Here is a 14,919-nt window from a genome sequence, read left to right as displayed (position 1 = left end):
CATGTCTGCTAGTTCCCCTCCAAGTGGAATGGCAGCCCGCCTGGCGGAGCGTTGGCTTTCGAGCCTGCGCCGCCAGGCAGGCGGTTTATTTTCACTGTCGATCAGTATGGCGGCGCTCAATGCCATACTGATGATTGCACAGTGTTGGCTGTTAGCCTGGCTAATCAGCAACGCCGTCCTCGGTGGTAAAACCTTCACCGCGCTATTGCCTTATCTCTTATTGCTGCCGGTTGTGATGTTGCTGCGCGCGGGTATCGATATCCTGCGCCAGGGTTTTGCGTTTGAAGCCTCAGCACGTATCCGTCAGGGATTGCGCGGGATGTTGTTAGACCGCATCGCCACACTGGGTCCCGCCTGGAGCCAGCATCAACGTACGGGCAGTATCGCCAGCTCCCTTGGCGAAGGCGTCGAAGCTATCGAAGCCTATTTTTCCGGTTTTCTCCCGCAAAGAATCATCATCGGCATTGTGCCGCTAGCCATTCTGGTGGCGCTTTTTCCTTTTGACTGGGTCTCCGGCTTGATCATGCTGATCACCGCGCCGCTGGTGCCGTTGTTCATGATCGTGGTAGGAAAGGGCGCGGAGAAAATGAGCCTCAAGCAGTGGCACAAACTCAGCCTGATGAGTGCGCACTTCTTTGATGTGATTGCTGGCCTGACAACGTTACGCCAGACCCATGCTGCACGCCGACAAGCGAACATCATCGCAGCGATCTCGGACAGCTATCGTCAGACCACCATGAAGGTGTTGCGGCTGGCATTCCTTTCATCATTGGTGCTGGAATTTTTTGCCACCATCAGCACCGCGATGGTAGCGGTGTATGTTGGATTCCGTCTGTTCTATGGCGAAATGGGCTTCCTGCCGGGGCTGTTTGCCTTGTTGCTGGCACCGGAATTTTTCCGTCCGCTGCGCGATTTGGGCACGCACTATCATGCCCGAATGGATGCAATTGGCGCGACGGAAGGTCTACTGGCGATCCTCAATGCTGAAGCGCCGGAATCGTCACAGGGTAATGACGCGCTCCCGGCGAAACCTCGTGAAATCAACGTCGAAGGCGTGAGCTATCAGTATGAAGAGGGCGGCGGCGTTACCGATGTTTCCTTTACTTTACGCAGCGGGGAAACACTGGCGATCGTCGGCACCAGCGGTGCCGGTAAAACCACCTTATCGCGAATGCTACTGGGCTTTATCGCGCCGAACTCAGGACGCATCGTCATTGATGGCAAGGATCTTTCTTCATTAGATCTTCCTGCATGGCAGCAACAGATTGGTTGGCTCCCGCAGCGACCCACTATGTTTGCCGGTTCGATTGCGGAAAATATTCTGTTGTCGCGTTCGGGTATCAGCCAGGCAGAGGTTGAAGCAGCGGCACAGCTGGCTCAGGCTGACACTTTTATCCATTCGTTGCCGGCGCAATATGATTACCGCCTGGGTGATGGTGGAAAAGGGCTGTCCGGTGGGCAGATTCAGCGTATTGCAATGGCCCGCGCCGTATTGATTTCGCCACCGGTGGTGATACTTGATGAACCTACGGTCGCGCTGGATCGCCAGACGGCACAGCAGATGATTGCCGCCTTGGGTAATGCATTACCGGATAGCGCACGCTTGATCATCACCCACGATACGGAGATTGCCGCCACGGCCGACCGCGTTATCGTGCTGGAGAAAGGGCGTGTGGTTGAAGCAGGGACGCCGCAGGCATTGCGCGATCAGGCTGGCGTCTTCGCTGAACTCGAGCGTCTGCAAACAGGAGACCTCGCATGAAGGATCTTTGCCATCTCTTGCGCCTGGCGCGTCCGTGGCGTTTCCGCATGGCGGTGGGAATATTGCTCTCTGTGATTGTGATTCTCTCCAACGTGGCACTGCTTGCCTTGTCAGGCTGGTTTATTACGTCCATGGCGCTGGCTGGCGTGGGCTCACTGGCACTGGAGTTTTTCACTCCGGCTGCAGCGATTCGTGGGCTCGCGGTATTGCGTACCTTCGCGCGTTATCTGGAAAGATTGGTGACGCACGATGCAACTTTGCGCTTGTTGTCGGTTTTACGTGTCTGGTTCTATCAGCAGTTAGCCCATCTTGCGCCTGCGCGACTGCAGGATTTTCGCGATGGGGATGTGCTGGCGCGTTTTCGCGCTGATATAGATAGCCTCGACAATTTCTATCTGCGTATTCTGACGCCGGCCATTGCAGGGCTGATCTCGTCGCTCATCATTTTGGCAGGAATTTGCTGGTTCTCACCTTCAGTGGCCTTGATTGATGCGGTGGTGCTGATACTTGCGGGCGTGGTCGTGCCGTGGATTGTGGCCTCACTGACGCAAGCCTGTGGCAACCAGATCGCTACCGTGCGCTCATCCGTTCAGGCCGCATCCACCGATTTGGTGCGTGGATTAGCAGAGTTACAGATGGTCGGAGCCGTTAGTCATCAAACCGATCATCTGCGCCAGCTTTCTCAGCAACTGATCAGCGCACAGCGTCGGCAAGCCTGGATCAGCGCCAGCGGCGGGGCGATCTGCGCCTTAATGGGACAGCTCGGGTTATTTTTCGCCTTTATCCTGTTATTTAATACTGACCATGCAACCGGCATTTCTGCCAGTGAAATCGTGATGTTGCTGTTCACCATACTGGCGAGTACTGAAGCGGTGGCTGGGTTGCCCGCTGCCTTTGCCGCCCTTGGCACTACGCGCGCAGCGGCACGCCGTCTGTTCTCCATGACGGAGCTAACACCGGCGATTGTCCTGCCTGAAACCAGCCCGATGCCGGAGAGCAGCGAATTGTCATTTGCGGCCGTGACAATGCGTTACACGCCTGATGCGCCTAATGTACTGGATAAGCTGAGCTTTACCGTGCCGGTCGGCCATTGTCTGGCGATTTTAGGTCCCAGCGGAGCAGGAAAAACCACCGTACTGAATCTGGTGCAAGGATTCTGGGAAACGACAGCAGGGGATGTGTCTATCGGCGGTCGTCCGGTCAGGGCGCTTTCTGAAGATACACTGCGTCAGATGATCTCGGTGGTTGGCCAGAAAACCTATCTCTTCAACGCATCGATTCGAGACAACCTGCGCCTGGTTGCACCGGATGCGGATGACGAGGCTTTATGGGATGCACTGGCGCGCGCCGCTTTAGACGACGAAGTCCGCGCATTTCCGCTGGGGCTCGACACCCTGGTGGGAGAGTTAGGAGGGCGTCTGTCTGGTGGTCAGGCCCGCAGGATTGGGATTGCTCGCGCGTTTCTTTCCCATGCGCCGATCGTGTTGCTGGACGAGCCCACTGAAGGGCTAGACGCAGTAAATACCGAATTAGTACTTAACTGCTTGAAAGAACTCATTAAGGGTAAAACCACGCTGCTGGTGACCCATCAGATCCAGCCACTTTCCCTCGCGGACAGTCGGTTACTGCTCGATAAACAATAACAAGAGCAGGGATCTGTTTTTTGTTTTATTTACATCTGCTTAGGGGCAATCTGAGCAGATGCTTAATCAATACAAAAATAAACTTGTGAGACAACTGACAGGGATCACCATGGATAAAATGACAAACTCCAAAACCCGACGAAAACATATTCGTTTCCCACATCTGCTGATTGATCAAATCGAAGAGAGTATGAAGAGCGAAAACATTCAAAACTTCTCAGCCTGTCGTCTGAAAGCGCGGGAAGCTGGCAACGGAAAGAAGTAATTCATCATTTCCCGTTGGTGGCAGGTCATCATCGCTGACGTGTTGCGGACGGGAAACCTCATCTGATTTGACTCTTCAAATTCTCATTTCAGGCCTGTGGCCGATGCCAGAAACCGTCGCATTAGTGGAACGCTACAGAGCACATCCAGCTCAGCAAAACGCACGCATTTCCCAGGAGGTCACTTTAACTTAGCCAGATAATAAAAGTACGGGTAATGTATATTATGTTAAATAAGATATCGAATTGCGCACGCCAGACTGCACTGGGCTATTTCCTAATGATATTTGATTGCATTGCTGTGAATGGCCAGCGCCCCATGCTGAAGTAAACGACTTCCGTTCCTGACTTGTCATCGACCCCTCCACTCTGCTCAGCCGTTCATATCGTAAATGGCTCAACATGGGGCATGCCGCTTAACTCATGAAAACTGCTCGCTCGTATGAGACAAGTCCACATGAAGGCACCCTGTATGTGGTCTTCAATGTAGAGTTATCTTCACTCTCATCCTGATAGGCGTGGCTAAGTTATCAATACCCCCTTCATTAATCGTTTAAAATGCCGCCAAATTAAGGCGTCGCTACGCCAATCTTTGGCAATAATCCCTCACATAAAATCTCAGAATTCACGTAGCGACGTCAGAGAATGCAGCGTTCAGCCAGTGTCCTAAACCGACAATCATTCAAATCCCGATATGATTCTTAACCGCTATCTCAGGCGTTTTTCCTGCCATCAACTACAGTTAACTTATTCAAACCCCAGCAAAAAAAAACATCATGCCCTTTTCGCTCACCACACATCTGTTCGCGCGACTACGTCTGTTGATATCGATTGTTGCAGGGGTCGTCTGCTATTTCTTACTGCCTGCAAAACTGGGAGAACTGCAGCGCGTGCTGATTGGCTGGAATGTGCTAGCGTGGCTTTATCTGTGGTTTATCTGGTTTCGCATGCTGCGTACCGATGCTGGCGAGATCAAACGTATCGCTCAGATGCAAGATCAGAGCGCTGCGTTAGTTTTGGGTATGGTCATTGTGGCCTGCATGATCAGCATCGTGGCAATCATGAGCGAACTGCCGGCGCTCAAACATCTCACCGGCACGCCACGCGTGTTACATCTGCTGCTGACGGCCATGACATTGATTGTCTCATGGGCATTACTGCCAAGTTCGTTTGGCATGCATTATGCGCATCAACACTATTTGCATCGCAGTCAAAATGTCACGCCCATGATATTCCCGGAAAAACCGGACGAACCGGCATACTGGGATTTTCTCTATTTCTCATTCACCATCGCGGTTGCATCACAGACCGCTGATGTGGCAACGGGCACCACCGAAATGCGCAAACTGGCGCTGCTGCAATCGGTGATCTCATTTATTTTCAATCTGGCCATTCTGGGATTGTCGGTGAATGTGGGCGCCGGATTGCTGAGTTAACGCTTAACGACGCCCTTTATTAATTGAGGCAGACCAGTTGAAGTCACTGACTTCGCTGGCAGATTGCGCTTCAGGTTTCTTGCGGCGCGCAGGTGTTTTCTTTGCTTTGTCCGCTTTGGCTTTTTCTTTGGCTAGCTTGCTGGTCATGACTTGCTGACGCGCATCTGCGGTATATTCTTTCTCTTTTTTCGCATCAGGCTCTTTACCACTGCGCTGGCGATGTTTTTCCATTAACCCTTTGAAGATTTCATCCACTTCACTTCGCTCAGCTTCATTGAACTGGTCGATTGAAATCATTTTCTTATCGCTCATCGCGTTATTTCCTCAGTAAATGGCTAAGCTCAAGTCTACACCATTGCTGCCGGCACGGCTTTCTTGTAATCTTGCCCGCCAATCATCCGCCTGCAAATTAGGACGTAATATGACCCCTCACTCTTCTAAAGATCCCATGCACGGCGTGACGCTGGAAATGATTGTTAATGCGTTAGTGGCGCGTTATGGCTGGGTTGAACTCAGTAAACTCATCAATATCAACTGCTTTAAAAACGATCCCAGCGTAAAATCCAGCCTCAAATTCCTGCGTCGTACTCCATGGGCGCGTGCTGAAGTGGAAGCGCTGTACCTGGATTCTCTGGATGAACCCGACAAACAAGATTCAGCTGACAGCAATTTTAATCCCTGGACCCAGGGCCACTAATAATCACAGCGGCTTACCCTCTCTTCACCCTTTCCTTTTGATGACAACCTTGCCAGCGTCATCACATTTTCCAATGACAGGCTGCCTTGTAACTTCTTTTCTCGCGTGACAATATCGATACATGTATATACATGTATCGCCTATTGCAAACACAACTGATAAACAAAAATAACATAACGCACCGCGTTCATTGTTTCAGCGAGGAAACTATGTCAGCCGAATCACCTGCAGCCGATTATTCAGGCAGAGAAAACCAGCGCCTGTCTGAAACCCGCTCCATCGATTACATTCCGCTCCGCGAACGCCATGGCCACCCTTTCAGCCAGTTCACTCTCTGGTTTGGCGGTAACCTGCAGATCACCGCCATTGTCACCGGAGCGCTCGCCGTGGTGTTGGGCGGCGATGTGGTGTGGTCGCTTGTGGGTCTGTTGGTGGGCCAGATTATTGGTGCCGCCATTATGTCGTTGCATGCCATTCAGGGCCCACGTCTTGGCTTACCGCAGATGATCACCAGTCGCATGCAGTTTGGCGTGTTTGGTGCGGTGATCCCGCTGCTGCTGGTATGCATTATGTATGTTGGATTTTCGGCAAGTGGCACCGTGCTGGCCGGTCAGGCACTGGCAAAGCTGATTAATGTGAGCAACGCGACGGGTATGATCCTGTTCAGCGCCATCATTGTGGTGATTGCGGTGCTCGGTTATCGGGTGATTCACAAGCTGGGTAAAGTGGCGAGTGTGATCGGTGTGCTGGCCTTCGCTTATCTGTTCATCACCCTGCTTTCCACGCATGATTTGTCGGCCGTGTGGCAAAATCAGCACTTCACGATTGCCAACTTCCTGCTGGCCGTTTCACTCTCATCCTCCTGGCAGATAGCCTTTTGCCCGTATGTGTCTGATTACTCACGCTACCTGCCGGCTAACGTCTCGGCGAAAAAGCTGTTCAGTTCGGTGTTTTTCGGCACCGTTTTAGGCACCCAAGCCTCAATGACGTTGGGCGTGATTGTGGCGGCGATTGCCGGAAAAGCGTTTTCCGGTAATGAAGTGGGATATATCGTGGGTCTGGGCAGTAGCGCGACCATGGCAATGGTGATCTACTTTGCTATCTGTTTTGGCAAGATTACCTTCACTACCCTGAATGCTTACGGCAGCTTTATGTCACTCACCACCATCGTGTCAGGCTTCCGGCAGCAAACGTCCCTCAGCCGTGGCGGTCGGGTTCTGTTTGTGGTGTTGATGGTCACGATCGCCTGCATCATCGCCCTGATCAGTGAACCGGCCTTCCTTAAGTCGTTTACCCATTTCCTGTTGTTCCTGCTGGCCTTCTTTGTTCCGTGGAGCGCAATCAGCCTTACCGATTTTTATCTCATCACCAAAGGGCGCGTGGATATTCCGGCACTTTCACAGCCTGATGGTCGTTATGGGCGCTGGAACTGGGCAGGGATTGTGGTCTATTTCCTGGGTGTGATGGTGCAACTGCCGTTTATTGATAATCCGCTGCACCATGGCTCATTGACCTGGATATTTGCAGGCAATGATGTGTCGTGGATTATTGGCTGGTTTGTCACCGCATTGCTGTGGTTAGCCGCACGCCGACTGGATCGTCGGGGCGCGTTGGCAGAGTCTATCTATCCTGTAGAGTGACGTTGTCACGGCCGCCAGTTCAGGCGGCCGTATGACTTACTTATCGTTGGTAAACCGTCCCACAATGGTGGCAGCCCCCAAGGTATGGCCTTTCAATTTGGCGATCAACTCATCATGTGTCAGTCCGCCAGGTAATTGATTTACCGGCAAATCTGTTGCCACCATCACGAAGTTATAATGATGTATGCCACTTCCCACTGGTGGGCATGGACCGTAATAATTTGTGGTGCCCGGCGAATTCTTACCTCCAGTGTATCCTTCGCCTTTACTTAATTCGCCCTGCGCAAACTGCGTGCGATCCGCCGCGATGTTATAGGCCACCATATGTGTCACGCCTAAGCCTTTTCCTCCTACGGGATCGGTCAGCATCAGCGCAAAGCTACGGGTGCCGGCCGGTGCATTTGACCAGCTTAGAGCGGGAGATACATTGTCGCCGGTGCATGACGGGTTACTTTTGTTGTTGCCTGCAAAGGTTTTATCCAGCATGGCACTGTCGTTAAAATCCGATGATTGCAGCGTAAATATCGGGGCAGCCAGCACGGTTCCCGGAAGCAACGCCAATAATAGTGCGCGTTTGAACATCATCATTTCTCACTCCTGTTGATGAAAAAATCAGCCAAAACATCAAGTATATAACCTGCTCACAATCATGCTGCAGGCTACACTGCTGAAAGTCCTCTTTGAAACCCCAGGAGCATCGGATGCCAGCCTCTTCACTCGCGTTGTTTACCGCCGCCACGCAGCAATGGTTTCGCGACACCTTTAAAGCGGCGACGCCCGCACAACATGAAGCCTGGCAGGCCATTTCGAGCGGTAAGAACTGTTTGGTGATTGCGCCCACCGGTTCTGGTAAAACGCTGGCGGCATTTCTCTATGCGATTGATGCCCTGTTTCGTGAACGCAGCGCCGAAGATCTCCCCGAACGAAGTCACAGAACACGCATTCTTTACCTCTCTCCGGTGAAAGCGCTGGCGGCGGATGTTCAGCGCAATCTGCAACGGCCTTTAGCGGGGGTGGCTGAAGAGCGGCGCAAACGCGGTGAAGCCGAGATCACCCTGGAGGTGGGCATGCGATCGGGCGATACGCTCAGCAGCGAGCGGGCAAAATTACAGCGGCGCCCACCGGATATTTTGATCACCACGCCCGAATCTTTATTTCTGATGCTGACATCAAAAGCCCGCGACACGCTGCGTGGCATCTCTACGGTGATTGTTGATGAAGTACATGCCATCGCGGGCAGCAAACGCGGCGCGCATCTGGCGCTCAGCCTTGAACGGCTGGATACGCTGCTAACGCACCCTGCGCAGCGTATCGGCCTCTCAGCCACGGTGAAACCGCCGGAGGCCGTCGCACAGTTTCTAGGGGGGAGTCGCGAAACGCTGATCGTGAATCCTACAGCTCAGCGCCCGTTAGCATTAACTATCCGGGTGCCTGTTGAAGATATGACGGATATTCAGCAACGCCCCGATAGCCGTTCAGTGCAGGATGCCACACCGTCCGCAGGATCCATCTGGCCACACATTGAAGCCGGGATTTTGGATGAGGTGTTACGCCATCGCGCCACTTTGGTGTTTACCAATTCCCGCGGATTGGCTGAAAAACTTACCGCGAGGCTGAATGAGCTCTACACGCGTCGCCTCGGAGAAAAGCCCACTGCGCCAGAAGAGTCCTTTGCCTACGGTTCCTTTACCGGCGGTACAGAGAAACGCACCGTCACACCGAATGACTTATTGGCCCGATCCCACCACGGTTCTGTTTCTAAAGAACAACGGCTGGAAATTGAAAACGCGCTCAAAGCGGGCGAGCTGCGTTGCGTGGTCGCCACATCAAGCCTGGAGCTGGGTATTGATATGGGCGATATCGATCTGGTGATTCAGGTTGGTGCGCCCCCTTCGGTTGCCAGTGCGCTCCAGCGCGTCGGGCGCGCGGGTCATCAGGTCGGCGGTACGCCGAAAGGCATCATCTGGCCGCGCACCCGACGCGATTTGGTGGATGCGGCTGTCATTGTTGAGTCGATGTTGGCGGGTGAACTCGATGCGATTACCCTGCCACACAATCCGCTGGACCTGCTGGCTCAGCACACGGTCGCCGCCGCCTCAATGGACACGCTGGAAATCGACAGCTGGTTTGAGCTGGTACGGCGTGCAGAACCGTTTAAAACGTTACCACGTCACGCATTTGAAGCGGTGCTAAACATGTTAGCCGGGCGCTATCCTTCCGATGAGTTCGCCAACCTGCAACCCCGCCTAATTTGGGACCGACATAATAATACCCTGACTGGACGGCCTGGCGCGCAGCATCTGGCTGTCACCAGCGGCGGCACCATCCCGGATCGCGGGATGTTCAGCGTTATGCTGCCCGAAGGTGAAGAACAGACGGGCGCACGACGCGTCGGGGAACTGGATGAAGAGATGGTTTATGAGTCGCGGATTAACGACATCATTACCCTTGGCGCAACATCATGGCGTATTCAGCAAATCACCCATGACCAGGTTGTGGTGGTGCCTGCGCCGGGCCGTTCAGCGCGTCTGCCATTCTGGCATGGCGACAGTCTCGGCCGTTCAGCGACACTGGGTGAAGCGATTGGTGGTTATTTACGACAGGCCCATAGTGAAACGTCACTGCCCGGCGACAGTCTTGACGCCAATGCCCGACACAATATTAAAAGCCTGATCGCCGAACAAATTCAGGCAACTGGCGAGTTGCCCACCGACCGCAGCTTGTTGATTGAGCGTTGTCGGGATGAAACCGGCGACTGGCGCGTGATCCTGCACTCCCCTTATGGTCAACGCGTGCACGCGCCCTGGGCGCTGGCGGTGGCAGAACGCATTGGCCGCATCATGGGGATCGATCCGGCTGTGGTCGCCAGCGACGACGGTATCGTGGCACGCTTCCCCGATAGTGACGGTCGGGTGCCGGGTGCCGAGCTCTTTTTATTCGAACCTGATGAACTACAACGTATCGTCATGGCATCAGTCGGGCATTCGGCGCTGTTCGCCGCACGTTTTCGCGAATGTGCTGCCCGCGCCCTGCTATTACCACGCCGCAATCCCGGCAAACGTTCTCCTCTCTGGCAACAACGTTTACGCGCGAGCCAGTTGCTGGAAGTGGCGCGTCAGTTTACAGACTTCCCGATCCTGATTGAGACGGCACGCGAATGTTTGCAGGATGTATACGACCTACCCGCGCTGCATCACCTGATGGCGCGATTACATCAGGGTGATGTGCGGTTGACAGAAGTCACCACCGAAACGCCCTCGCCGTTTGCCGCACCGCTGCTGTTTGGCTACGTCGCCGAGTTCATGTATGCCAGTGATGCACCGCAGGCTGAACGACGCGCTTCAATGCTGGCGCTCGACAGCAATCTGCTGAGTGATCTCCTGGGTCAGGCGGAGATGCGTGAGTTACTGGAACCCGCCGTGATTGCACGTGTTGAACAGGAGTTACAGCGCTGCGTGGCTGAGTATCAGGCGCGCACTATTGAGGCTCTGGTGGATATGCTGCGCGAACTGGGTCCGTTATCAACCGAAGAACTTGTTGCACGCTTCAATGGCGATGAGCCCCTTGAGCCCGGCTTACACGCGCTGCAACAGGCGCAGCGGATCGTCAGTGTGAAAATCGCGGGTATCGCACGCTGGGCAGTGGCTGAAGATGCGGTACGTCTGCACGATGCGCTGGGTTGCGTGTTGCCGACAGGCCTCCCGGCTGCACTGCTCGAACCGGTCGTCCGACCATTGCAGGATCTATTGGGGCGCTACGCCCGCACCCACGCCGTGTTTACCAGTTTGCAAGTGGCTCAACGCTTTGGCCTCGGTCGCGCCGTTGTGGATGAAGCTTTGGATCAGCTTCGCCAGCAAAATAAATTACTTAAAGGCGATTTTCTCGCTTCAGGATCTGATGAGTCCACGCAGTGGGCAGCAGAAAGCGTCTTTCGCCGCTTACGTGTGCGATCGTTACAGTCCGCGCGCGACGCCACTCAACCGGTTGCACCAGCCGCCTATGTGACGTTTCTGCTTGAGCGTCAGGGGCTGTTGAGTGATGCAAACGCGCGACAGCCACAAGGCGCTTTCTCCGGTCTGAATGGCGTAATGAGAGTCGTTGAACAACTGGCAGGCGTGGTGCTGCCGGTATCACTGTGGGAATCGCAAATCTTCCCTGCACGCATTCGGGATTATCAGCCAGCCATGCTGGATGAATTGCTCTCATCGGGAGAGGTCATTTGGGTTGGTCATCCCTCATCAAACATGCAGGACGGCTTGGTTTCCCTGCATTTAAGTGAATTCGCCAGCGAAACCTTGCCTGCACTGGATAACAAAGTGACATTGTCACCCATTGAGTCATCTTTACTGGCGTTGATGCAGGATGGCGCGGGTTGGTTCGTCAAACAACTGATCCCGCGCATAACCGAAATCCGGGACAACGGAGAAATAATCGATCCGACGGAGATTTATCAGGCTCTTTGGCAACTAGCCTGGCGCGGCGTCCTCACCATTGATACCTGGTCGGCGTTGCGTAATCTCAGCCAAATGACCATCACACCCAAACCACGCCCTGTTCGTGCACGTCACGGACGGCACAGTCGATCCAGTTTTAGCGCCAGTCGCCCGGTCGAATCACGACTCTTACTTCACGCTATGGCTGGTCGCTGGTCGTTGATTCCTCGCCAGCCGATTGCGGACACCGAACGCGCGCTGTCAATGGCAGAAAATATGCTGGATCGATTTGGTGTCATCACGCGTGGTGCCGCAATCGCCGAACAGATTCCCGGCGGCTTTCCGGCGTTGCAACCGGTGTTGCGCGGGATGGAAGATGCCGGGCGACTGTTGCGTGGGCGTTTTATTGCAGGCATGGGCGCGGCACAGTTTGCCGATAACCCTGCTATCGATCGTCTGCGTCAACTCGACGCTGGCAAGTCAGTGCGACATCCCCCTGTCGTATTATCCGCAGTTGACCCCGCGAACCCCTTCGGTTTAACACTACCATGGCCGCTCAGCCTCACAGGAGCCAAACCCACGCGCCGTGCGGGTGCTTTTACGGTCATCGCCAGTGGTCGTGTCCTGCTTTACCTTCCCCCTGGAGGTAAAGAGCTGATGACCTTTGATGCGCAGGATGGCGACGAAGATCTTCATGCCGCACTGGTTGCGCTGGGCCAGGCGTTAAGCCGCGAAAAGCATCTTAATTTCACGCTGGAACGGGTTAACGATCGACCCGTCGGACAATCCAACCTGCTCGCAGCGTTGAAAGAGGCGGGTTTCTCACGTGTCCCCAAAGGTTACAGTTGGTACGGTTAATAAGCGCGCTGACGATAATCCTGCAGTTGCACTCTTTCCAACTGGCGCGGCGTGGCAATGGGCCACGCTTGCTCAGGAAACAGGTAAAGACGAATGCTAAACAGATGAAACAGCGGTGTGAGTAACCCGTCATCCTGCTTTGCCAGCCGCTCCAGCAGCAGCAACAGCCAGTCGAGTTCGTCCAGCAAATCCTGGTGTGGTCGTGTTTGCAGCGATTTCAGACGCCGTTTCAGAAACAAGGCAAGCTCGTGAAACATCTGTCCACTGTCCAGCTGATGTTTTGCCAGCAGATCTTTGTGTCGCGCGTAGTAATCAAAGCTGTTCACGCCCAGCCACACCTCCGTTAACAACATCCCGGCGGTCGACATATCCGGCTGTGGATCGAGTCGTAAACGTGGTAACACCACGTTGACCTTATCCAGCATCAAACTGATGAAACGCTGTCTGCCCAGCAGCGATGAACCGGTACGTTCAAGTTCCTTGATAAAGCGTAATAGCTCACGTAACCCCTGACGAACCGCACGACGCGCCGTCCATGAAGGCCGTTTATTACGCATCAATACAGTCATAATGACGGCAAATAGCACGCCAGCCAACGAAGCAATCGCGTTGTTAATCAACAACACCAGATCGGGCTTAAGATGATGGCCTAAACCAATAAAGCCGGGAATCTGGATAGCCACGCTGATGCCAATCATATTGGTTGAGGGGCGTGCAATCATCAGGCCGAGTATCAGCAAGCCCGGCACCAGACAAATAATCAACGCTTCAAATGAGGTGGCCTGCGGTAACAGCAACGCCACATAAATCACGCTGATGAAGATGGCCACAATTACACCGCGCACAAACAATTTCATTGAGGTCAGTGGCGTATCCATACTGGCAAAGAGCGAGCTCAGGATGGCAGCCATTACGGGTGCTGAGGCACCGTCGTGCCAACCCGTGCCAATCCACAGTAAACAGGAACCAAAAATCGCGCAGAATGCGGTTAAGGCCGACAGCCTGATCAACCCTTTGTCATAGAAACGATGGGTACGTTTGCCGCGTGCGGGTGTGGTGTCACCCGAGAGATCGCTGACCAACCCGCCGACGCTTTGATAAGCGCCCGCAATGCGGACAAAGTCCGCCATGCGCTCCAGCAAACCGGTAAACAGCAGGCAGTGTTCAATCGGTAGCTCCCCGCTACGCCAGGCCTGGTTGATATCACTCTGACAACGGCTTAATTCCAGCTGGATACCGCTGGTTTCACCCACGGCTTCGCCATCGTTGAGCCAATGCAAAAACAGGCGGAATGCTACCGCGACGTTGTCCGGGAAGGTAATCTGCAATGCCGATAATCGCTGCAGGCGTAGTTCAATCGCAGTGAGCGTGGGGATTAAATAAGAGAGATGTTGATACTGCACGCTGACCAGACGAATCAAACGGCGCGCGGCATCACCCTCGTAAACACAGTGCGTGATCAAAATTTCCACTTGCTGCGGATTGGTCGCCATACGCGTCAGTATTTCATCGCGTTCGGGAGACTTATCCCCCGGAATACCGGACAGCAAATCGTGGCAAAGTTTGCGCGCATTCAAATACCACTGGCTGACACTCTGTTCCAGCAAACTACGCATCGAGACCGGAAACAATAGCGCATGTACCAGGCTGCTACACACAGTGCCAACAGCGATCTCTTCAATGCGGGATAACACGGTATTGGTGATAGACAGCGGCGTCATCACCTCAGGAAATCCCATGATGGCAGCGCTGTAACCTGCCAGCATGAATACATAGCTTTTTGGCGTGCGATCGTGCAGGGAAAGGTACAGGCACACACTCACCCACAGTGAGATAATGAAGCTAAAAAGTAAGGGGTGTTCAACAGTGACGGGAAAAACAAAGAAGATAAACACGCCGCCTAACAAGGTGCCGAGCATGCGAAACAGTGATTTCGAAATGGTGGACGCCGAGTAAAGCTGAGAGGCAATGAAAACCGTGGTAATGGCCCAGGCGGGTTTATCCAGGTTGAGTTCCAGTGAGAAGTACAATGCCAAAAAGGCAGCCAGACAGGTTTTTACAGCAAAAAAAACGGCGTTTTTTGAAAACCACTGCATGACAGTATTGAGACCAGACGGCACTAAGTGCGGCGTATCCTGCCAGAATATTCAATCTACTCACGGCGATAAATATGTCAGGTTGTTACAG

Annotated in this window: 10 protein-coding genes; 7 read left to right on the top strand and 3 right to left on the bottom strand. The window is 53.8% G+C overall.

The genetic code is table 11. The features are described from left to right. Window position 1 precedes the first annotated feature (1 nt). The 4 genes from cydD (at window position 2) to JK231_RS02510 (ending at window position 5,104) form a co-directional block, all read left to right on the top strand. Window positions 2-1,762 (top strand): thiol reductant ABC exporter subunit CydD, encoded by a 1,761-nt coding sequence (gene cydD, locus JK231_RS02525; RefSeq protein WP_249221590.1) that lies wholly within the window; start codon window positions 2-4, stop codon window positions 1,760-1,762. Beyond that, on the top strand, window positions 1,759-3,405 hold the full coding sequence (gene cydC, locus JK231_RS02520) for a thiol reductant ABC exporter subunit CydC (protein WP_211727917.1): 1,647 nt from the start codon (window positions 1,759-1,761) through the stop codon (window positions 3,403-3,405). The genes cydD and cydC overlap by 4 nt, the downstream gene beginning before the upstream one ends. A 109-nt stretch (window positions 3,406-3,514) precedes the next feature. Beyond that, the gene (locus JK231_RS02515) at window positions 3,515-3,670 is read left to right on the top strand and encodes a DUF3950 domain-containing protein (RefSeq protein WP_211727916.1); all 156 of its coding nucleotides are present in this window, start codon (window positions 3,515-3,517) and stop codon (window positions 3,668-3,670) included. Between the two features lie 774 nt (window positions 3,671-4,444). Continuing rightward, window positions 4,445-5,104, top strand: coding sequence for a DUF1345 domain-containing protein (locus JK231_RS02510; RefSeq protein ID WP_097117142.1), 660 nt, complete (start codon window positions 4,445-4,447; stop codon window positions 5,102-5,104). A 3-nt stretch (window positions 5,105-5,107) separates the two neighbouring features. On the opposite strand, the gene JK231_RS02505 is transcribed toward JK231_RS02510, so the two are convergent. Beyond that, the gene (locus tag JK231_RS02505; RefSeq protein WP_034823530.1) at window positions 5,108-5,416 is read right to left on the bottom strand and encodes a hypothetical protein; all 309 of its coding nucleotides are present in this window, start codon (window positions 5,414-5,416) and stop codon (window positions 5,108-5,110) included. A gap of 109 nt (window positions 5,417-5,525) precedes the next feature. On the opposite strand from JK231_RS02505, the gene JK231_RS02500 reads away from it, so the two are divergent. Together JK231_RS02500 and JK231_RS02495 are read left to right on the top strand one after the other, a co-directional pair. After that, window positions 5,526-5,801: a VF530 family protein gene (locus tag JK231_RS02500; RefSeq protein ID WP_211727915.1), complete on the top strand. Its 276-nt coding sequence runs from the start codon at window positions 5,526-5,528 to the stop codon at window positions 5,799-5,801. A gap of 209 nt (window positions 5,802-6,010) precedes the next feature. Continuing rightward, window positions 6,011-7,441: a cytosine permease gene (locus tag JK231_RS02495; protein WP_058960550.1), complete on the top strand. Its 1,431-nt coding sequence runs from the start codon at window positions 6,011-6,013 to the stop codon at window positions 7,439-7,441. 36 nt (window positions 7,442-7,477) lie between these two features. Here the strand turns inward: JK231_RS02495 and JK231_RS02490 are convergent, their stop codons facing one another. After that, window positions 7,478-8,026 (bottom strand): YbhB/YbcL family Raf kinase inhibitor-like protein, encoded by a 549-nt coding sequence (locus tag JK231_RS02490; protein ID WP_249221607.1) that lies wholly within the window; start codon window positions 8,024-8,026, stop codon window positions 7,478-7,480. Window positions 8,027-8,142: 116 nt separating this feature from the next. On the opposite strand from JK231_RS02490, the gene JK231_RS02485 reads away from it, so the two are divergent. Further along, the gene (locus tag JK231_RS02485; protein WP_211727913.1) at window positions 8,143-12,732 is read left to right on the top strand and encodes an ATP-dependent helicase; all 4,590 of its coding nucleotides are present in this window, start codon (window positions 8,143-8,145) and stop codon (window positions 12,730-12,732) included. On the opposite strand, the gene JK231_RS02480 is transcribed toward JK231_RS02485, so the two are convergent. Then, the gene (locus JK231_RS02480; RefSeq protein ID WP_097117273.1) at window positions 12,729-14,828 is read right to left on the bottom strand and encodes an FUSC family protein; all 2,100 of its coding nucleotides are present in this window, start codon (window positions 14,826-14,828) and stop codon (window positions 12,729-12,731) included. The two genes, JK231_RS02485 and JK231_RS02480, sit on opposite strands and share 4 nt — an antisense overlap. Between the last annotated feature and the right edge of the window lie 91 nt (window positions 14,829-14,919).

The sequence above is a fragment of the Pantoea sp. JGM49 genome, assembly GCF_018257655.1.
GTDB classification, from domain to species: Bacteria; Pseudomonadota; Gammaproteobacteria; order Enterobacterales; family Enterobacteriaceae; genus Pantoea; species Pantoea communis.
This window is presented reverse-complemented; position numbering and strand designations above follow the sequence as displayed.